This window comes from Roseibium porphyridii (assembly GCF_026191725.2).
Lineage (GTDB): Bacteria > Pseudomonadota > Alphaproteobacteria > Rhizobiales > Stappiaceae > Roseibium > Roseibium porphyridii.
Genome location: NZ_CP120863.1, coordinates 3,948,122 through 3,968,033, shown reverse-complemented (window position 1 = coordinate 3,968,033; position 19,912 = coordinate 3,948,122). Strand labels below are relative to the sequence as shown.

Annotated in this window: 15 protein-coding genes; 9 read left to right on the top strand and 6 right to left on the bottom strand. The window is 51.8% G+C overall.

What is annotated here, in order from left to right; genetic code table 11:
* Positions 1-144 precede the first annotated feature (144 nt).
* The 4 genes from K1718_RS18320 to K1718_RS18305 are packed head-to-tail and all read left to right on the top strand — an operon-like array spanning position 145 to position 4,654.
* A complete protein-coding gene (locus K1718_RS18320; protein ID WP_265681278.1) occupies positions 145-1,968 on the top strand; it encodes an N-acetylneuraminate synthase family protein in 1,824 nt (607 codons plus the stop codon).
* Positions 1,961-2,992, top strand: a complete 1,032-nt coding sequence (locus K1718_RS18315; RefSeq protein ID WP_265681279.1) for a GDP-mannose 4,6-dehydratase — start codon at positions 1,961-1,963, stop codon at positions 2,990-2,992. Before K1718_RS18320 ends, K1718_RS18315 begins: the two co-directional genes overlap by 8 nt.
* 42 nt (positions 2,993-3,034) lie before the next feature.
* Positions 3,035-3,736: an acylneuraminate cytidylyltransferase family protein gene (locus K1718_RS18310; RefSeq protein ID WP_265681280.1), complete on the top strand. Its 702-nt coding sequence runs from the start codon at positions 3,035-3,037 to the stop codon at positions 3,734-3,736.
* A gap of 36 nt (positions 3,737-3,772) precedes the next feature.
* The gene (locus K1718_RS18305; RefSeq protein WP_265681281.1) at positions 3,773-4,654 is read left to right on the top strand and encodes a class I SAM-dependent methyltransferase; all 882 of its coding nucleotides are present in this window, start codon (positions 3,773-3,775) and stop codon (positions 4,652-4,654) included.
* 32 nt (positions 4,655-4,686) lie between these two features.
* Here the strand turns inward: K1718_RS18305 and K1718_RS18300 are convergent, their stop codons facing one another.
* A complete protein-coding gene (locus K1718_RS18300) occupies positions 4,687-6,540 on the bottom strand; it encodes a tetratricopeptide repeat protein (protein ID WP_265681282.1) in 1,854 nt (617 codons plus the stop codon).
* Positions 6,541-6,754: 214 nt separating this feature from the next.
* On the opposite strand from K1718_RS18300, the gene K1718_RS18295 reads away from it, so the two are divergent.
* On the top strand, positions 6,755-6,994 hold the full coding sequence (locus tag K1718_RS18295) for a hypothetical protein (RefSeq protein ID WP_285806024.1): 240 nt from the start codon (positions 6,755-6,757) through the stop codon (positions 6,992-6,994).
* A gap of 398 nt (positions 6,995-7,392) precedes the next feature.
* On the opposite strand, the gene K1718_RS18290 is transcribed toward K1718_RS18295, so the two are convergent.
* Positions 7,393-8,538, bottom strand: a complete 1,146-nt coding sequence (locus K1718_RS18290; protein WP_265681284.1) for a hypothetical protein — start codon at positions 8,536-8,538, stop codon at positions 7,393-7,395.
* 447 nt (positions 8,539-8,985) lie between these two features.
* Between K1718_RS18290 and K1718_RS18285 the strand changes: the two genes are divergently transcribed.
* Entirely contained in the window at positions 8,986-10,947 is a 1,962-nt protein-coding gene (locus K1718_RS18285) for a DUF4139 domain-containing protein (protein WP_265681285.1), read from the top strand.
* Here K1718_RS18285 and gph read toward each other — a convergent pair.
* Together gph and K1718_RS18275 are read right to left on the bottom strand one after the other, a co-directional pair.
* Complete coding sequence (gene gph / locus K1718_RS18280; protein WP_265681286.1) at positions 10,934-11,614, bottom strand: phosphoglycolate phosphatase; 681 nt, start codon at positions 11,612-11,614, stop codon at positions 10,934-10,936. The two genes, K1718_RS18285 and gph, sit on opposite strands and share 14 nt — an antisense overlap.
* Positions 11,615-11,718: 104 nt before the next feature.
* Positions 11,719-13,491, bottom strand: coding sequence for a methyl-accepting chemotaxis protein (locus tag K1718_RS18275; protein WP_265681287.1), 1,773 nt, complete (start codon positions 13,489-13,491; stop codon positions 11,719-11,721).
* A 232-nt stretch (positions 13,492-13,723) separates the two neighbouring features.
* On the opposite strand from K1718_RS18275, the gene rpiA reads away from it, so the two are divergent.
* The 3 genes from rpiA to gor all read left to right on the top strand — a co-directional run bounded on the left by rpiA (position 13,724) and on the right by gor (position 16,613).
* Positions 13,724-14,416 carry a ribose-5-phosphate isomerase RpiA gene (gene rpiA / locus K1718_RS18270; protein WP_265681288.1) on the top strand — a complete coding sequence of 231 codons (693 nt, stop codon included), beginning with the start codon at positions 13,724-13,726 and terminating at the stop codon, positions 14,414-14,416.
* A gap of 54 nt (positions 14,417-14,470) precedes the next feature.
* Positions 14,471-14,986, top strand: coding sequence for a DUF2059 domain-containing protein (locus K1718_RS18265; RefSeq protein WP_209006625.1), 516 nt, complete (start codon positions 14,471-14,473; stop codon positions 14,984-14,986).
* Positions 14,987-15,236: 250 nt separating this feature from the next.
* A complete protein-coding gene (gene gor, locus K1718_RS18260) occupies positions 15,237-16,613 on the top strand; it encodes a glutathione-disulfide reductase (protein ID WP_152502310.1) in 1,377 nt (458 codons plus the stop codon).
* Positions 16,614-16,656: 43 nt separating this feature from the next.
* Here the strand turns inward: gor and K1718_RS18255 are convergent, their stop codons facing one another.
* Positions 16,657-18,249 (bottom strand): sensor domain-containing diguanylate cyclase, encoded by a 1,593-nt coding sequence (locus tag K1718_RS18255; RefSeq protein ID WP_265681289.1) that lies wholly within the window; start codon positions 18,247-18,249, stop codon positions 16,657-16,659.
* Positions 18,250-18,398: 149 nt separating this feature from the next.
* The gene (locus K1718_RS18250) at positions 18,399-19,823 is read right to left on the bottom strand and encodes a sensor domain-containing diguanylate cyclase (RefSeq protein WP_265681290.1); all 1,425 of its coding nucleotides are present in this window, start codon (positions 19,821-19,823) and stop codon (positions 18,399-18,401) included.
* Positions 19,824-19,912 lie beyond the last annotated feature (89 nt).

Genomic DNA, 19,912 nt, shown 5'->3' with positions numbered 1-19,912 from the left:
GCAATGTCTTTCGCATATCTGTGGAAGGCAGCATTGAAGTACGTTGCAAGAATTTCAACTGTCGACACCATGCAATACTCTAATAGCCTCACACGATAGGTTCTGGCCCGCTTGCTGGATCCATCCGCAATTGGGTTTCACCTTATGAAAGTTATTGCTGAACTCGGCATCAATCACCGCGGTTCGACCGAAGTCGCAGAGCAACTAATTAAGATAGCCAGCGAAGCAGGTGCTTGGGGAGCGAAGTTCCAATACCGCAGCAAACATGGGTTCTATCAAGCGACAGACGAAATAGGCGACGAGATCCTTAGTCGAGAAATCGACGAATGTTACATGCCTCCATCAGTTGTTCTTGAGCTTACAGCTAGAATAAAACAAAGCGGAATGGCTGCCGGAATTAGTTTTTTTAAATTCGAAGACACTTTTGATTTTGGCAATAATATTTCTGAGTTTGATTTTTTCAAAGTTCCCTCTGCAGAGCTACTCAACGAAAACTTGGTCAAATCTCTTGCCGCATTAGGCAAGCCTCTAATTCTGAGCACAGGTGGCCATAGCGAAGAGGATATTTTTCGCGCAGTCGATGCAACGAAAAATATCCCCGACATCATTTATCTTCACTGCATTTCCAACTATCCGGTGTTGCTGGGAAACCAGCAAATGGCATTTGTCAAAAGCTTGAAGGAAAAATCGAATTCAGTCGTGGGCTACTCCAGCCACGACTTGGATTGGGAAGTGTGCCTCATAGCCGCAGCAAATGGTGCAACAGTGTTTGAGCGTCACTTGACCCTGGACAAAGAGGGACGAGGCATTGATGACAGTTCAAGTTCTGATCCAGATGAGTTTGCCAGACTGTGCCGACTATTGAACTTCTTCAAAGCTGTGCAGGGGGAAGGGGCACGTGAACTGAATCAAGGTGAACGCATAAACATGCAAAACCTGGGATCATCACTATATGCTTCTCGTGCCATCGAAGTTGGCGAACAATTGAGTTTGCAAAATACGATCACTCGAGCACCTCGCAAGGGACTGACCTGGGATGGCGTGATACAGCGAGAACTTGGCACCGTCAAAAGGTCGATTGCCGCCGGTAGCGCGATTGCAGAGCAGCATTTCACTGAACTGAAGCCTCCGCTTCAGAGAAGTCTAGTATTGTTTTGCGACGAAAAACAAATTTCGATCCCATTGAGACTGCATGATGCGCAAGCATTGCAAGAACGGTTTCCAATAAAAAACAACGAGCTGCATCTATCATATGAAGAAGTTGAGAGATTTCGTCTTTCGATGGTAGATGGCTTGTCGAAACTCAATTTGTCTAGACACTATTCTATTCACATACCCGATTACATTGACAGCAAAACACTGATCGACCCTCTCAGTGAAGATGTAAGAATCAGAGAGGGGAGTCGGTCTGTTGTCGATACTTGCGTTGATCTCGCAATAGAATTAGCAAATCGGACAGGAGAAAACGTACCGATTGTTGGTAGCTTTTCTCGACTAAGGCCTGAAGGCAAGTTCCAGACATACGAGAGATTGCAGACATTTTTGCTCAATGCGGGCCAGAATCGCGGTGCTCCAATTTACCCGCAATGGCTGCCAAAAATTGCATGGTACTTTGGCGGCGCAGACGTTCTGGACATGTTTTGCGATGAAGGCGACATAGCGATTTTGCAAGAGATTGGAATGGAGCTATGCCTCGATCTGTCTCATTTGATTTTATCGGCGAACTACGCCAAGGCCAGTTGGCGCGACTGGTATGACGAACTCATTCCGCTTGCGAAACACATTCATATTGCGGACGCGATCGGGATAGATGGCGAGGGAATAAAGTTTGGTCAGGGTGATCTGGGAGACCCGACTTCGTTTATCAATGGTCCAGGACGTAAAGTACTTGAAGTCTGGCAAGGTCATTTGTCCGAAGGAGATGGATTTGAAAATGCTATTCGGCAGCTAGGAGAGAAGCATGGCTAAAGTGCTAATCACCGGAATTTCTGGACAAGATGGGGCCTTTTTGGCTCGTTCTCTGTTGAACCGCGGTGATGAAGTTTGGGGGGCAATGCGTCGAGGAAGCACCTCCAAGACCGGCCGTCTCAAGGAACTGGGGATAAGGGACAAAATCAAATTCTGTACCTTGGAGGTGACAGAGTTTGCCAACGTTCAGAACATTTTAAATGAAATTCGACCCGATTTGATTTTCAATTTGGCTGCGCAGAGTTTCGTCGCCGACAGCTTCCAGTTCCCCCACTATACTTCCGATGTGAATTACATGGGCGTGTTAAATATCCTGGAAGCCATGCGCCTTTTGAAACTGGACGCTAAACTCTATCAGGCTTCGACTTCAGAAATGTATGGGGATGTTCTTGAGAAACCTCAGACAGAAAAAACGCCCTTTAATCCTTTGAGCCCATATGCAGTGTCAAAACTTGCTGCACATTCGATTGTCGTAAATTATCGGCAAGCCTATGATATGTTTGCCACTTCCGGGATTCTCTTCAACCATGAATCAGAACTGCGTGGATACGAATTTGTGACGCGCAAGATCACAAGTTGGCTCGCCCGTATCAAACTTCAGAACGCGGAAGCCATGCCACTAGGCAATCTGAGCAGTGTGCGGGATTGGGGATATGCACCGGAATACACCGACATGATGATCAAAATGCTTGATCACGGCAGTCCGGACGATTTTGTAATCTCAACAAACACGGAATACACCGTCAGAGAGTTTCTATTTTTGGCGGCTCAGGAATTTGGCTTCGATCTTTACTCCGAAGGAGAAGGCATTGAAGAAAAGTGTTATGATCGCAAAACCGGTAAAATGATAGCTTTTGTCGATCAGAGATATTTCAGAGCGTCTGACGTGGTCTATTTGCGTGGTGATAATTCTAAAGCGCAGGAAGTTCTTGGCTGGAAACCTGAAGTTCTTGCTCCTGAAATTGCAAGACGTATGGCAATCTACGACCTGAAAAAGGCAGCTGTGAACACGCAAGGTCTTTAGAACTATTCACGAGTCGACCAATTGACGAAAACAGGGAATATAATGAAGCGCGCTGTCGCAATAATCCCAGCTCGTGGCGGTTCCAAGGGAATTCCGGGAAAAAATATCAAACCTTTTCTTGGGGAACCCCTAATAGGGCACTCCATTCGAGCAGCGATGGAAGCGCAGTCAATTTCGGATGTCATCGTTTCTAGCGACGATGATGCAATCTTGTCGATCGCCGAGAAGTACGGCGCAAAAACCGTCAAAAGGCCGGCAGAAATTTCAGGCGATGAGGCTTCATCTGAAGCCGCACTGTTGCATGCAATAAGGGCACTGGACTTGCAGTCCAAAGTAGAAACAGTCGTATTTCTTCAATGCACCTCTCCGCTGACTACTCCTGCGGAAATAGACAAAGTAGTAATTGAGCGGAACGAACGTAATGCTGACACGGCATTTTCCGTGGTCGAGGTTCATGCATTTCTTTGGAAGATCAATCCAGACGGGACCGGTGTCGGTGTAAATCATGACACCTCGAAGCCGCGCCAGAGGCGCCAGGACCGGTCGAAGGAATACAGGGAGACTGGAGCGATTTATGCACTCGACATGAACGGCTTCGTGAGCTCTGGGCAACGGTTTTTTGGCAAAAGCGTTCCGGTTGTTTTGCCGGATGCACCGGAAATCGATTTGGACACGCATAGGGATTGGCTCACACTAGAAACCTACGCCAATGCTGTTGAATACGGAACCAGTACGCACAATTGATTATCACGGCAAATGTCAAATTCAGATAGGCGTGTCATGACGGCAAGTATTTTCCAAACCCTCAGTAAAATTGGGGTCGCCAGCGAGGCTAACAAAGAGGTTTTTGCTCATGGTACAAGGGACCGGAGCGACATTACAGTCTATAGGGATCGGCACTCTGGCGTGATCTACATAGATAATTTTTATGGTGGTGATGAGATCTATGAAGAAGGCAAGTACAGGTCCGTAAATCTAGCGGAATCAGGAAATCGCGATTTTGAAGTCTCGCGGGACGCTATGCGCCGTTCTGAAGCATACAGAAAATACATCTGCGGGCGAGACATAGTAGACTTTGGGTGCGGTGATGGCGCATTTCTGAGACGCGTTGAACATGAGGCCGCATCAGTCACAGGTGTGGAACTCCAAAAGACTTATGTAGAGGCGCTGAACAACGAAGGGATTCCATGCCAACGGTCATTGGAGTTCTTCTCCGAAAACAGCATGGATACCGTAGTAAGCTTTCATGTTTTGGAACACCTGCCAGAACCCATGTTGGTTCTGAATGACATTTTTCGGTTGTTAAAACCTGGAGGCCTTGTCGTTGTCGAAGTTCCTCACGCACGGGATTTCCTCCTGGAAGATCTGCAAAATGACGCGTTTCAGTTATTTACCCTTTGGAGCCAACACCTCGTTCTTCACACCCGAGAAAGTCTTAGGAGGTTGCTGGCATATTCCGGGTTCGTCGATATCACTGTCGAAGGCGTTCAGAGGTATCCAGTTTCAAACCACCTCACTTGGTTGTCCTTTGGAAAACCAGGAGGGCACAAGTCTCCGTTGGCGCTAATTGATACGCCGGAGCTATCGGCGACTTATGAGGCTGCATTAAACAGGATCGACAGAACGGACACTCTGGTTGCGATCGCTCGCAAACCAGGCTGAGACAATTTTCGATGATGGACCCTGGAGTTACTCTAAAGGCCGAGCCGAGCATTTCTAGGGGCTGGCGACCAGCCTTCCAGGTGTTGGTTCATCGCGGCAATAATTTCCGGTACAAATTCCGCGCACGGCCGATCTAGGAAGGGGTGCATGTATGTCATGGATGGGTACCATGGCGGATTCTGCTGTCCAAGGAGCAAGCTGGCTTCTTGTTGTCCAAAGCGAATACATGGAACGTTCAAAAGACCGGCCATATCAGCAACACTTGTGTTCGCAGAAACAACCAGGTCACAGCAAGCAGTTAATGCTGCAGCACCGAGAAGGTCGTTGAACAGGTCTATATCCTCCAGGTTGTGAAACCTGTCGCCGAACTTGCTTCGAAAAAACTCAAGTTCTTTTGCTACGGGAAGGTATTGTAAGTTGACGAAAATCGCGTCACGAGACTCAAGAACTGGCGCGATCCCTGGCGCTGACAAGTAAAATCGGGCACGATTTACAGCAAGATTTCTCGATCTCCAGGAAAACCCGATTATAGGTTTTTTTTCATGACCTTGTAGTCTTTTTAAGTAGCCAATCGCGCGTTCTTTCTCGAACGAATAAACTGGGCACTTTGCATTCTTGAATGACACCAAATCCGGTCGGAAAAACTCTACCAGGTCACTGATGTTGGTATGCACATCGAAATCAGATGCAGTGGCATTCAGGTCTTTGTCCACTTGAGCTATGCGGCAAATAGTACTCGGAAAAGAGTATTTGAAGAACTTGGCGGCTTTTTCAGAAAGTTCTATGATCACTTTGCCAGACTTTTCAATGAGTTCTGGCAGCATAGTTCCTGCTCTTAGGGCATCTCCGAGACCCTGATCCGCCCAGACCAATACTGTCTTGTCTGAGATGTCTTCTCCAGTCCATTCCGGTACTTCGAATTTCCGATCTGCAACCTGTAACGACGGGTCGCCAAATCTTGCTTTGTGAAGAGCCCAACCATTTTCAAGATCTCCGTTCGCCAGATACGCCAGCGAAAGGTTCCACTCGATTGTTTTGCTACCCTGGGGCCCCAATCTTTGGGCCATTTTCATCGTCTCAAGAGACTCTTTTTCTTCTCCGAGCATCAAAAGGCTCACACCTAATGTAATGGCTTTGTGATAGTTTTTCGGATCAGAGTTGAGCGATTTGCGGGCATATTCAACGCTTTTCCGAGACTCGTTCATGCAAAACAACAGCCTCGCAGCTTCATGCTCAACTTCACTGTCGCCCGGAAACCTCTCAAGAGCTTCGGATAGTTCTAGCTGAGAGGGTTCATACTGTTTCAATTTCATTCGACATCTGGAGCGTTGAATGAAATTATTCGAATTGTCAGGATCCAGTAAGCAAGCTTTCGTGAAAAAATTAATGGCGTGCTCAGCTTTGTCAGCCTCCATCAACAAGTTCCCAAAATTGTGGTAGACGTCGGAAAAATTGGGATACTCGACTACCAGCTCCTGAAAGATCATTTCTGCTTCGTTGAATTCTTTGAGCTGAGTGAGTGCAATACCTTTTATGTTGCGCGCTTCTCGCTCCTTGGGATTTAGCAACAATGCTTTGTTGCATACCGCCAGAAGGCTTTCAGGGTCCGTGCCAATGTCCATCATGGCCCGTGCCAGGTTGGCGTAAAAGGGGGCCTGATTGCTGTTCGCTTTAATGGCTTTTTGGATGTACTCGACCGCTCGCTTGGGATAGCCCTGTTGACGGTAGGTTACTCCGAGCAAATGAAGGGCGTCGGGATGATTTGGGGACTTCTTTAGGACCTGCTTATAGCAGCGTTGCGCTTTCTCGATTTCACCTGATTTCTGGTAGGACAAACCTTTCAGCATCTTTTCCCGAGCGGGGTTGTTTGCGGTTTGTGTAGCCATATTTTTCCTGCCGGATTGGAATCACTCTTTGACAATACCAGACAGGTTCCGTCGGAAAAAATTCAACGACGCGTTTTGAGAAATGGCTTGGGGACGGCCGAGCAAACTTGTCGACAAAGCAATAGGATGTCGACTCAAGTCACGGCTGTTTGTAGCCATGAGTGCTGACTGAGACAGTGACTTACTGCCTCACAAATCCCTGGTTCTGGAATTGTTGCCGGCGATACTGTTGGGGGCGGTTGCGGACGCGGCGGTATTGTTGAGAGCGGTATTGCTGGCGTTGGTAGCTTTGACGGTTCTGCGCCGCCCGGCCTTGCCTTTGACGCTGTTGAAGCTCACGCTGTTGCAGGCTTTGCTCGCGTGCTCTCTGGTTGGCTCGTTGTTGTTCGAGGCGCTGCCGTTCCTGCTGTATCCATTGACGCTGCAGCTCAAGCAGCTCTTTTTGCCGCTTTAGTTCTTCGCTTTGCGCAAATCTCAAGGGTGTTTCAGACTGAGAGCGGTTTGGCCAAATGGGCAAGATCTCACGAAGCGTGTCGGCATGCGTTTTGTCCATTGAAGTTGCGTCGGTCTGTTGACGGGCTTCAGCGGGAAACACAATTGCGAGCGTCGCTATCAGGCATGTCGCCAGCGTGATGGATTTGAGGAAGGTTATGAACATGTGATGCCGGTTCTTGGCCGGTGACTGTGAAAGGCATTTCGCCAATCACTCAGCTCTACCGGTGACTGAGTCGTTCTTCCTGTAAGTTTCAACTTAACAGATCGCTTACAGTCGCGGTCTTTCTTAACGATTTGATTAAGAAATTATGCCCAGTTTTCTTGAAATCCGAGAGATCCGCGGCCAGCGCCGCAATGCTATGTTTCGATTGTACATGCGCCGCCATTGGCCGAGTTAGCGCCGTGTCCCCAAGTACCCTCGATTTTGTTTTCCGTGATGGAGTTGAGCAGGAACTGGCGCATTTCACCCTGAAACTGAATGTTTCCCTTGAGCGTGATGCCGTTCACCAGGCCGGTCTGTCTGGCAACTTTTGAATCTCTGCGGGTTGAGAGATCGAAAGAGCCACTCGCCATGGCTTTGGCAGCGGGACCGACAGAAACTTTGAATCTGGTACCGGTTCCGGAAAACTGACAGTTTTCAACGAGCTGTGATTTCACTTTCCCCTGATCAAAGAGCGTCATTTTCCAGTTGCGCATGACGAGGATATTCGGCCAGACGGTTGCGGCAAGTTCTTGAGTGTAGAGGCTGGGATTGTATGTTTCGCTCCAGTCCTTGGTGACGAATTTGCTGAAGCTGAAGCGTTGGCCGGGAACGCTTTTTTCTAGGTCCTTGTAAAACTGGGCTCCCGCATTGTTGGCGCAAATATCTGCCTGCGAATAGACACCAGTGTTTGCTGCGCCGAAGCTGTTCATCTCGGAGTTCTGATTGTAGCCCTTCTGAGTGAACTTGAACGCGTTTGGATATTTCGCCGTCAGAATTGCCTTCGCAAAGTGCCCCCTCGGATCCTTGTATCTTTTGCCCGTGCGCGAATGCAGCCAGTTGTTGAAGACCTTCACGGCCCCGTCTGCAACGTGTTCAAAAACGACGCCGCTGGTTGACCCATTCAGTCGGCTATAAATGGTGTATCCGAGTTGAAAGAAGTGCCCAACCTTGTCGATGCCGATTACGATCCCGTTGCAATTGATCACCGGCGACAGAAGCGTAACCGTGCCTTTTGCGCCATTGTATTTTGAATTCTTGACATCCAGCTCACACTTGCGACCGGATGCACCCTTTTTCGGATTGTGAAACTCCTGGATCAGTTCATCTTCGATGCTCGCCAGATGCGGCTTGTTCACCAAAGTGTCTCCGAATTGATCAAAAACCAGTTCCGGCAAATCGGCCGACGCGTAACCTTCGCGGCGCAGGTTTGCGATAAAGTTGTTTAATTTGGCGTCCAGCACCTGGCAGCAATCCGAAAGCTGAGTGCCCGCAGGTACTGCTGTTTCGTCTGTTTCGGCCATAGTTAATCCAAAGGACTTGTTTAAAAGAAATAGCAACGAACAGCATTATTGAAATTTTTCATTTGGAGATTTGCCATGTACCGGCGATTTAAAGCTTGAAGAATTGGCTTAAAATGCGCGTCATGGTTGATTTTCTGACAGCATTTGCCTGATCGAAGATGGAAAACGGCATCTGATTGCTCTGTGATATTGTCAGATATGACAATAACCCGAAAGGAGGATCGGTCGTCAGTGTTGCGAGTGAACCATGACCCTTCTGGGATATTTCAGGATTTTTCCGTTGAATGATCAGCTTGAAATCTCGTGTTTGAACCGAACTTCGTCCTTGAAGCTACTCAAGCTTTGGTAAGTGTCATTTGGTGATCTGCGGCACATGGATTTCCCACAATGGCCGTATTGTCTGCCTATCGATTTTGCCTCTTGCCGTCTGACCGGAGTTTTTCAATCATGTTGTCTCGACTTACTTCAACTGTCGCTTTTTTTATTGCTATTCCAGGTGTTGTCCTTGGTGCAGAAAACGGTCCGATTACCAGCATAACACTGTCTTCCGGTGGCCTGGCGGAAGTCGTTCGCAAGGCGGATATCGATAGCACAGGTCTGATCAACATGACGGTGCCGCTCGATCAGGTGAACGATGTTCTGAAGAGTATTGTTGTTTTCGATGAGAAGGGAGTCGTGGAAGGCATCACGTTACCGGGGCCCAATCCTCTGGCGGAGACGTTTAAAAACCTTCCCTTTTCGGTTGATGACCTTCAGTCACCAGCCCGTTTGTTGGCCGCTCTGCAAGGGACCAATGTGCTCATCGAAAAGGCGGGATCCAGTGTTGAAGGATTGGTATTGGGCGTTTCCACAAGGGACGAAGGAGACAGCGGGCAGCGCAATGTCGTTTCTGTCCTGAGCATAGGCGGCATCAAAAGTGTCGATCTGACAGCCGACACGGAAATTCAGTTCCTGGACGAAGACATACAGCAGAAAGTTGCCAAGGCACTCGGAGCCGTTGGCAGAGGCAAGTCCGACGGCGCACGCGCTGTCGCGCTGAAAGTTGCGGGTGAGGGGGCTCGCGAAGTTGCGGTTTCCTATGTGGTGCCAACCCCAATCTGGAAAACGGCCTACCGCGTTGTAACGCTTGCTGACGACACGGCCCGCCTGCAAGCCTGGGCGGTTTTGGAGAACGCCAGTGGTGAGGATTGGCAGGATGTCACGGTCACCTTGTCTTCAGGTGCACCGGTCACTCTCAAACAGCGTTTGCACGATCTTTATTGGAAACAGCGACGTGAAGTTCCGATCGACGTTTCTGCTGGATATGTTCCACCGGCGGACACCGGCGCTGAACCAAGAATTGAAGTGGCGGAAAGTGAGGCCATGTTTGACGGTCGCTCAAGGATTGCCGCGTTGTCGGCGGCAGCTCCTGCAACGGCACCCATGGCGCGCAAGATGGCCAACGCCAATGTTGGCGAGGCAAGTGAAGGTGCTGTGACAGCCTCTTTCACGCTGCCGTGGCCTGTGAGCCTTGAGAGCGGTGAAACACTATCAGCTCCGATTGTTGACAAGGTCGTTTCCGCAGAAACTGTCTCCGTTTTTCGGCCCGAAAGCGGATTGCCGCATCCAGTTGCCGCAATCTTGATCAAGAACGAAACCGACACCAGTCTGCCCAGAGGCATCTTGACAGTCTATGACGAAAGCGAAGGATATGTCGGCGATGCCCAGATCAATGGCATGCCGTCTGGTGAGAGCCGTATGGCGAGCTTTGCGACCGACAAAAAGGTCAGAATTGCGCAGTCGGCCAAATCCGACAATCAGATCACGACAATCAGGGTAGCAAACGGTCTGCTAACGGCATCTGTGCTCCAGCGGGCTGAAACGCGCTATGCGATCAAAGGTGCGCCTGATGATGCGCGCACGGTTGTCATCGAACACCCCAGACGACCGGGCTGGGAGTTCTCCTCATCTGAACATATGGACGATACCGCCACTCACAATCGGCTAAAGATCGAAGTTCTGGAAGGAGCTACCCAAACCGCAGCCGTGTTGGAACAACGCACGCTTTCAGAAACATATTCGCTGATCACGACCGATGCTCAAACCCTTGTCAGTCTTGCTTCACGTGCCCCTGAAAGGCAGACAGCAACCAAATTGAGGGAACTGGCGAAACTGCAGTCCGAGATCACCCAGGTCGAGCGACAGATCAGTCTGCTGCGCGCGCGCAAGGACGAAGAGACATCAGATCAGGACCGGCTTCGTGCCAACTTGTCTGCCGTTCAGACAGGTGCTGATCTTTATAAGCGCACGGCCCGCAAGCTTGCCGAGTCGGAGACCCGCATCGAGGCGGTCGACACGGAAATTGCCGCCCTGAAAGAACGGGGCGAAGAAATCAGAGCAACGCTAGGTGAGGCGATCAGGACGTTCTAGGCGGCGTGTCGGCCAAGGCCGCAACAGCGCCCGCCAATTCGTCAAAATGGGAAATGATCCTGTCGGGTCCGAGCTGCTCGACAGGGACAGGCGTGTAGCCGAAATCAACGGCAATGACCGGAATACCGGCATTGCGGGCTGCATTGATGTCGGTAACGCTGTCTCCGATCATGATCGAGCCGGTCACCGTACCGCCAGCTCTGCTGATTGCACCGTGGACCGGTTCAGCATCCGGCTTTGAAACGGAAAAGGTGTCGCCGCCGACAACAGCATCGAAATATTGCGACAGATCCAGCTCTGTCAGCAGCGGCAGCGTCAGGCGCTCTGCCTTGTTGGTGCAGACTGCCAGCTTCCATCCGTCCTTCCGAAAGGCCTCAAGTGCGGTGACGACACCAACGAAGGGGCGCGTGTGCACAGCGATATTCGCCGCATAGTGTTCCAGGAAGTGTTCGAAGAGCGGTTCGATGTCTGCGTCCGTCCAGTCAACGCCATTAAACTCCAGACCCCGTTGGATCAGCACCTTTGCGCCCATACCAACCATATGTGCGACATCGTCCTGGGGAATGGCTGAATGTCCGGCAGCTGTCATGACAACATTGAGCGTGACAACAAGATCTTCCATGGAAGACACCAATGTGCCATCCAAATCAAACACCAGAACAGACATGAGACCCTCAGCTGATTTACAGAACGCCAATGCCTAACGGCTTCGCATGTATGCTGCAAGCCAATCAACCGGCATGGGAGACATCGTTTTGGGGCTCATTGGTGTCAGAGCTTGTAGGCAGTGCGGAAACCGCCCCAATGTCGACCTTGCACGATAATGGGAGCATCGACTTCCTTCATCCAGACGATGTTGCCGCCACCCATGTCCCTTGCGTAGGACTGGATCAGGAAAGGGCGGGTGTTGCGCGCAGCGCTCAGACCGGCACGATCGTCGAAAATGCGTTTGTTTCTGCAGTTGGCCGCGTTCCAGACGGGATCATCCGGGTTCTGGGGTTTCGAATAGACAAGGTTGTGAACCGGCAGGTAGCCATTCCGGTCAACGGTGGCGCAAAAGGCCAGTCCTTTACAGCTCTCAAGAATGTCTTCCTGGATCTCGGGCAATATGTCTTCCAGTTTGGCGAGCGCGCGTGTCGAGACCTGTTGCGGATTGGTTCCGGCAATCGGTTTGTAGACCGTGTCAAAAAGATCGTCTTGAGTAAGTGTGCGCGCAGCAAGCAGGTTTTCCATTGCGGCGGCGATCCTTGCAGCACCGGATTGTGCGCGTTCGACTTCGGCTGCATGACTTTCATGTATGGCCGCGATCTTTCGCGCCAAACCAGCCTTGAATGCGTCATTTGGATCACTGAATGCGCAATGACAGCCGCTTTCCGAAACCGCAACAATTTTCATTTCGGTCTGGCCAATGCCATTCAGGTCCAAGTGTAGCGTGAAGCCTTTGGAGAAATTGCTGTTTTCATCCGGCTTGAACAGCAACCCACCTTCGGAAATATCAAGCGTTTCAATACGGACGTTCTTTGAGCCACTTGATACCGCACCCGAAATCTTGACGGGCAATCGGTCGGATTGTCGGCGGTCACCCATCCCGGTTTGACGGATCATCATTGTGAAACGAGATTGCAGAGAACGGGTTGCAGCACTCATCTCAACGCCGGTTTCGCGCGCCAGCGTACCACCTTCCTCTGCCTTCGCCGCGGAATTGGTGATGGATTGTGCCGTGTGGACAACTTCCTGCACGAAGTCGGCGGTCTTGTGCGCCTGACCACCAATAACGTTTGTTGTTTCGATCTGGGTCTGAACGGCTTCCTCAACGGCTGCAAAGCTCGGACGAATTTTGCCGATCACGTCGATGATCTGTCCGACAGATCCCAAGCTCTGCTCTGCAGACTGATTGAGCCGATCGATATTGGCAACGATCTGTTCGGTCGCCGATTGTGTTTCAACCGACAGGGCTTTGACCTCGCTTGCCACAACGGAGAAGCCTTTTCCTGCTTCACCGGCCCGGGCAGCCTCAATCGTCGCATTGAGAGCCAGAAGGTTGGTTTGCTTGGCGATGTCCGAGATCAGGCTGACAACATTCGCAATGTCATCAATCGCCTGCTTCAGATCCATAACGCCTTGATTGACTTCGTCGGCAACATCCCGGGCTTCATTGGCAAGCTCATTGGAAACGCCGACCTGGTTGCCGATTTCTCCGCTGGATGCCGTCAGCTCTTCGATGGAAGCTGCAAGCCCGGTGGCGTTTTCCTCGGCAATTGCTGATTGGTCGGCGAGCGACTGACTGCCGCTGCGAATTGTCGCGAGCGTTTCCATCTGGCTGTCGAGGCGGCTCTGCACCTTTTGTGCTGATGAATCGATCGACTTGGCTGCGACTTGTAGATCGTCCTCAAGGCTGTCGAGCACAAAACCCATCTGGTCGGCGTGAGAAGGATCATTTTTTTCAGCCGAAAGTTCAATTTCAGTGGTCTCATCGCGAGCTAAGTCGTCCGACAAAGCAATATTGTCCTGATCGCGTCGCGGTTTCAGTCGAAAGATGTTCATCTGATTCTGTGCTTCCCGAACACTGAATAATTTCAAGTATTATCGAGTGTCGGTCTAAAATGATGGTTAACAAATTAACCATACGGAACTGTTCGTGGTCGGCGGCAGTTTCCCTTTGAAAAGGGGAATGTCACTGGACCGGCGGAGGCTGGCCATGTTAAGCACCCGGCGGCCAGAAAAGAGACGGCCGGTCGACATGCACCGCAACGGGCGTTGACCGGAGGAACAGGTAATGAGCGATCAGTTTAAACAGGAAGCTGCCGAACGCGCGGCAGAAGACGTTACCGAGGGAATGCGGCTTGGTATTGGAACGGGCTCAACGGCCGAGTTTTTTGTTCAAGCGCTTGCAAAGCGTGTGGCTGGCGGACTCAACATTGTCGGTGTCCCCACGTCCGAACGCACGCGAGATCTTGCAACCGAGCTGGGCATCAAACTGACCACTCTGGATGAAATGCCTCAGCTCGATCTGACCGTTGACGGTGCTGATGAATTCGATCCGGAACTCGCGCTGATCAAGGGCGGGGGAGGCGCATTGCTGCGTGAGAAAATCGTGGCGGCAGCATCCGAGCGCATGATTGTGATAGCCGATGGCAGCAAGGAAGTTGACGCACTTGGGCGTTTTCCGTTGCCGATAGAAGTGGTTCCGTTTGGACTGGAAGCAACGCGGCGGGCAATTGTCACGGTGCTGAGCGATCTGGGACTTCCGGACGTATTGGTGCTGCGAGGAGGTGCTTCACAACCGTTCGTGACCGACGGAGGCCATTTTATCCTAGATGCGCACCTTGAAAAAATCTCCGATGTGAAGGCTCTCGCCACGCGCCTGGTTGCCATACCAGGCGTGGTCGAACATGGTCTTTTCATCGATCTTGCAACAAAGGCTTACGTGGCAGGCACAGATGGGGTAAAGACCGTCTTGCCCATCTAAGTAGTATGGAAATGGCTTTCCAGGCTCATGAGGAAGCCGCCTAGGAGTAAAAAAATGAAGCTAATCAAATCATTCCCGCGGGCAGCTGTTCTGGGCGCAGTCATGATGGCTACCGGTTGCCTGTCGACGGCCGCGCTTGCACAGGATGGTCCGTCAGAGAGCCATCTGGCAGCGGCAAAAAAGGTGACAATCGCCACCAGGATGCTGGAGCCGTTTGATGACATCCTGCCGTTGCTGGCGGAGCAGACCCGAACTGCCTTCATTCAGGCGCAGCCGACGCGTGCAGAGGACGTCATCGACGTTACCCAGAAGATCGCACTGCAACTGGCACCAAAACGCGCTCTGTTGAACGAGAGAGTTTATACGCTGTGGGCCGAGAGTTTCACGGAAGAAGAACTCAATCAGCTTGCTGAATTCTACAGCACTGATCTTGGACAGAAACTGACCCGTTCGATCCCGGTTGTCACGTCCAAGTCGGTTGCTTCTGCTCGCGAATGGCAGGATGCCCTGTCCACCGAAATGGTGACACTGGTCCAGCAAGAGCTCGAGCGTATCGACAGCGCTCAGTGAGCCCGTGTGCCCTCGAGTGCCGGCCGGTATCGAGCGGACACATGAACTACACGATGATTTGACGTCTGCCTTCTGGCTGACGTGAAGGGCCGCGAACGCGGCCCAAATCGTTTGGGTTTGCGTGCAACTCTCTTCGTTGGCATTTGTCCGTTTCTGCGCCGGGCCTTGTTTGAAAAATCCGACCGCTTATCTGCGCACCGAATGAAACAAAAGAGCAAAAGCCGACAAGGCTGAGAATGAAGAGGCTGTGATGACTGAATACAACTACGATCTGTTTGTCATCGGGGGCGGGTCCGGCGGTGTGCGCGCGGCGCGCATCGCGGCGACCCATGGTGCCCGTGTCGGGATCGCAGAAGAGTATCGCTACGGCGGCACATGCGTTATCCGCGGCTGTGTCCCGAAGAAACTCTTTGTCTATGCCTCGAAGTTCTCTGAGGAGTTTGAAGACGCGGAAGGCTTCGGTTGGTCGGTTGGCGAGCGCAGTTTTGACTGGACCAAGTTGATTGCCGCGAAGGACCAGGAAATTTCCCGGCTTGAAGGCATTTATCGGCGCAATCTGGAAAGAACCGATGTGGACATACACGACAGCCGCGCGGTTGTCGAAGATGCTCACACGGTTCGTCTGCTCTCAACCGGTCAGACCATCACGGCCAAGTATATTCTGATCGCCGTTGGGGCATCACCCAATGTTGATACCAGCCTTCCGGGTGTGGAACATGTCATCACGTCCAATGAAGCCTTTCACCTGAGTGAATTGCCGGACCAGATCGTGGTTGCGGGTGGTGGCTATATTGCGGTCGAATTTGCCGGCATTTTCAATGGTCTTGGTGTCGACACCACATTGATCTACCGCGGTGAGGAGATCCTTCGTGGATTTGATCGTGACTTGAGAACGACTGTTCGTGAAGAGATGGAAAAGAAAGGTATCAACGTCATTTTGAATGACACCTTTTCCAAGATCGAAAAACAGGCTGACGGCTCGCTGGTCGGCGAAACCAAGGGCGGGCGCAGCCTCCAGGCCGGTCAGATCATGTTTGCAATCGGACGTCGTCCGCACACCAGCGACCTAGGCCTTGAAAAGGCTGGCGTTGAAATGGACAAGATTGGCGCCATCAAGGTGAGTGATGACTCGCAGACAAGCGTCCCGTCGATTTACGCTGTCGGCGACGTTACCAACCGGGCCAACCTGACGCCGGTCGCTATCCGGGAAGGTCATGCTTTTGCAGACACCGTTTTCGGCGGCAATGCCTGGACGGTCGACCACAGCCTGATCGCGACAGCCGTGTTCTCCCAACCCGAAATGGGAACCGTTGGACTGACACAGGAACAGGCGCTCGAGAAAACGCCAGATCTTGATATCTACAAATCCAGTTTCCGGCCGATGAAGCACACTTTGTCCGGGCGCGACGAGAAGATGCTCATGAAGATGATCGTCGATGCAAAGACACAGAAAGTGTTGGGAGTGCATGTGGTTGGACCGGACGCCGGAGAACTGGCTCAGATTCTCGGCGTTACACTGCAAATGGGGGCGACAAAGGCTGATTTCGATCGGACTATTGCCGTACATCCAACCGCAGCGGAAGAGTTGGTCACCATGCGTGAGCCGACAGAACAGCTCCGGGGCTGATCGCGTTCTGTCATAGTTTTGAAAAGAGAAGTCCCGGCGGTCTTCACGCCGCCGGGCCGGTTCCGGATCGTCGAACCTGACGGCGTGCACGCTCCTGACCTGTCACTTGACTGGTCTCTTCTTCCTTGAGGAAAGTTTCTTCAAAGAACGAGTATCTGCCGCGTCCCAGTTTCTTGGAATGATAAAGTGCGGCATCGGACCTTGCGACGAGCTGCTCAAATGTCGCGCCATCTTCAGGCGCAATCGCAATCCCAACACTCATGCCGATCTGAGCAGATGTTGTGGCGTCCAGGGAAATCGGCTCATTTCCAGCCCTGATCATTGCCTGCGCACAACGCGTCAACCCAGCGCGAGTGAGCGTTCCCTTGTAGAGCAACATGAACTCGTCTCCGCCGATGCGGCAGGCAAGTCCACGTTCTGCAATGATGTCCTGCAGACGCTCTGCAATGGTTCTGATGACCTTGTCACCCGCGGCATGACCGAAGGTGTCGTTGACCGCCTTGAACTTGTCGAGGTCACAATGGACAACGGCAAAGGGTTGATCCGGTAAGGCCTCGACAGACGCTTCGAGCGATCGGTTGAACTGCAGTCTGTTCCCAAGCCCGGTCAACGTGTCATGCAAGGCAAGAAACCGGTTCTGCTGCTCACTGGCTTGAAGGGAGCTCGTCAGCTGTCCGATGCGCCACGCGATTCCAAATGCAAGTGCGGCAAGAGCAACGCTCAGAACAGCAATCACCGGAATGACCGTTGGCCAAATGGACGTTCCTTCGGTCTGGCTAGCCCACTTGAAGGTGCCGACTGGTTCACCGTTAGGGTCTGAGACCAGGTGAAAAGGTTCCCGAGCGCCCGGGTCACTGCCTTCAACGAAGGAAAAGGATTCAAACCGGAGTTGGGCATTCAGCTGTTTTAACAGCAAACTGTCCAGATAGCGGGCAGAGAAGAGGATCGTTGGAGGGCCGTCCGGCAGAGTTTGCGCATGTTTGTCCGGAACAATCGGCATGGCTCCAAAAATGGCCGGTTTGCCGTCGATCCGTGTGAAACCCATTAGCGCATATTCGCTCGTGTCAACACCTTGCAAGGATCTGTGTCCGAAACCGCCAGGGACACGGACACGGTTTCGCTGATAAAGCAGTTTCAGCTTTTCATGAACAGTTTGGAGTTCTGGCGTTTCTGCAACGGGGCGCCGGATAATGTGGATGTAGTCATCAAAGGACTCTGCCAGAACCTCACCGCCACCGGAGATCAGCACCACCTTGTTGTGCCGATAGTCGGTCCAAAGCGTATCGAAGCTACGCTGAATATGAACCGGATCCAGAGAGTTGACGAGACGCGCCACAGCTTCGTCCGATGAGGCAACACTGATCTGTTCCCGTACAATTGTCCGCAATTGGTAAGCAAGAGCGCCGTCGAACAATTGCTGTTCATTGTCTATGGCCTGCCGGTTCGATGCGTGAGACGCGACCAGCCCTACGAACACGAGCGACGCCGCAGTCACAGCGATAAGCAGCCCGGCCAGCAGGAAGGCCAGTCGCGATATCTGCTGCCGCGGAACTTTCCAGGTCCGGTCGCTGTATCTATTGGCAGGCTCGCTCACACCTTGATCCTGTTTGGCACCATCAACCAAGATGAACGCCATGGGTTGCTGTATGTGATGAAATTCTAAGCAGAGATTGCTTAATAAGACGTGCGGAAAAATTGAAATTTACAAGTAGTATCAATGAGTTTATGCAATTTTCAGTTCTGATCACATTGCCAGTATTACGGATAAAGGTGAAAGGATTGAACTTAGTGCAGCTTTGATTGGGTGGTGAAACCCGACATGTCTCCCGCGTCAGGCGCGGATGGAGCCATGGCAAACTCAAAGGCATTTCGGCCGTTGTCTTTCGCGCGATAGAGAGCCATGTCCGCGAGACGGATCAGGTCTTTTTCCGTAGCGCCGCAGTCTGGTGCCGTCGCAATACCGATAGAGATGCCGATTTCCACTTGCTGTCCATTGCCGATATCAAACGGTTGCGCAACGGCGGATCTGAGCTGATTTGCCAAGAGCTGCAGCGGGTGTTTGTCAGAGAGGCTCGTCACCAGAATGATGAATTCATCACCGCCGATCCGGCTGACAACACCTTTGTCTGCGACGAGACCTTGAAGGCGGTCTGCGACGGCACAGATCACTTTGTCGCCGGCCTCATGGCCGTAAGTGTCATTGACCGGTTTGAAGCGATCCAAGTCGCACGTGAATATCGCGAACGGTCGGTCGGGCAAGTTGTCTAGGGCAAAGGCAAGGCAATCGGAAAAATGATGTCGGTTCGGCAGGCCGGTCAAGGCGTCATGCCTGGCAAAATAATGGTTTTTCCGCTCGCTTTCCTCCAGCGACGTCGACAATCGGCTGATCTTGCTCGCCGCAGCGAAAGCGACAACGGCGATCAGAGTTGCAAGAACGAAAATCAAGGGGAGGGCAGCCGCCCATATCTCGCGACCCGGCTTGGCATGATCCCATCGAAAGTATCCGAACACCGAACCGTCGGCTGCCACTACCAGATGATTGCGCACATCATCCTGTGACGGCATCCCAAGCTGAAAATGCAGATCCTTGAAAGAGAGCTGGTCGTTGATTTCCGCGATCCAGTCTTCATCGAAATAGGCGGCATTCACCAAAACGAGTGGATAGTCCTCATTCAGCTGCACCTGGCCGTCATCTGGTAGAATGGGCATGGCGCTCAGGAACGCGGGCGTGCCGTCCACAAGGGCAAATGTTGCAGCTGAAAGGTCCAGAAGAACCGATTGCGGCATGTACCAGTCTGAAAAGACGGATCCTGACTCACCGCGCTTGGCCTCAAAGGCAGCTCGTGTTTGATCTGCCAGCTTTCTTATAAGGTTGTCGGGGGGCAGCTGTTTGGGTTCGAACCTGGTTTCCAGTTCAACAGCCTCTGCAATCAACATCCCGTCTTTGCGGACGATAAACGTACGATCCAGCACATAGTCTTCCCAAAGGTATTCGACGAGTTCGTCTTTGATGAATTCCTTGTCGAGTGGGGCCTGCACGGCGTTGAAGGTCTTGTCCCACTGCGCCAAAGACAGTTGATCGCGCCCAATCTGCCAGTGAATGTCCTTGAGCATTGCGTCCATGCGCATTTGCTCGCTTTCCAGCGCCTTACGATCGGCTTCACGCCAGGCCATGTGGGCAATAAATGTCAGCGAGGCTGCAGACAACACGATGAGCAGTGCTGCTAACCCGTAAATCCAGACAGTTATTTTCCGCCCGGCATTTAATCCGGTGGAAGAAAGGCTGTGCGGAGCGCTGT

What these genes read in the sequence shown, in the direction of transcription:
- K1718_RS18320 (WP_265681278.1), top strand. Translation starts at nt 145, where the DNA reads ATGAAAGTTATTGCTGAACTCGGCATCAATCACCGCGGTTCGACCGAA.
- K1718_RS18315 (WP_265681279.1), top strand. Translation starts at nt 1,961, where the DNA reads ATGGCTAAAGTGCTAATCACCGGAATTTCTGGACAAGATGGGGCCTTT.
- K1718_RS18310 (WP_265681280.1), top strand. Translation starts at nt 3,035, where the DNA reads ATGAAGCGCGCTGTCGCAATAATCCCAGCTCGTGGCGGTTCCAAGGGA.
- K1718_RS18305 (WP_265681281.1), top strand. Translation starts at nt 3,773, where the DNA reads ATGACGGCAAGTATTTTCCAAACCCTCAGTAAAATTGGGGTCGCCAGC.
- K1718_RS18300 (WP_265681282.1), bottom strand. Translation starts at nt 6,540, where the DNA reads ATGGCTACACAAACCGCAAACAACCCCGCTCGGGAAAAGATGCTGAAA.
- K1718_RS18290 (WP_265681284.1), bottom strand. Translation starts at nt 8,538, where the DNA reads ATGGCCGAAACAGACGAAACAGCAGTACCTGCGGGCACTCAGCTTTCG.
- K1718_RS18285 (WP_265681285.1), top strand. Translation starts at nt 8,986, where the DNA reads ATGTTGTCTCGACTTACTTCAACTGTCGCTTTTTTTATTGCTATTCCA.
- gph (WP_265681286.1), bottom strand. Translation starts at nt 11,614, where the DNA reads ATGTCTGTTCTGGTGTTTGATTTGGATGGCACATTGGTGTCTTCCATG.
- K1718_RS18275 (WP_265681287.1), bottom strand. Translation starts at nt 13,491, where the DNA reads ATGAACATCTTTCGACTGAAACCGCGACGCGATCAGGACAATATTGCT.
- rpiA (WP_265681288.1), top strand. Translation starts at nt 13,724, where the DNA reads ATGAGCGATCAGTTTAAACAGGAAGCTGCCGAACGCGCGGCAGAAGAC.
- K1718_RS18265 (WP_209006625.1), top strand. Translation starts at nt 14,471, where the DNA reads ATGAAGCTAATCAAATCATTCCCGCGGGCAGCTGTTCTGGGCGCAGTC.
- gor (WP_152502310.1), top strand. Translation starts at nt 15,237, where the DNA reads ATGACTGAATACAACTACGATCTGTTTGTCATCGGGGGCGGGTCCGGC.
- K1718_RS18255 (WP_265681289.1), bottom strand. Translation starts at nt 18,249, where the DNA reads ATGGCGTTCATCTTGGTTGATGGTGCCAAACAGGATCAAGGTGTGAGC.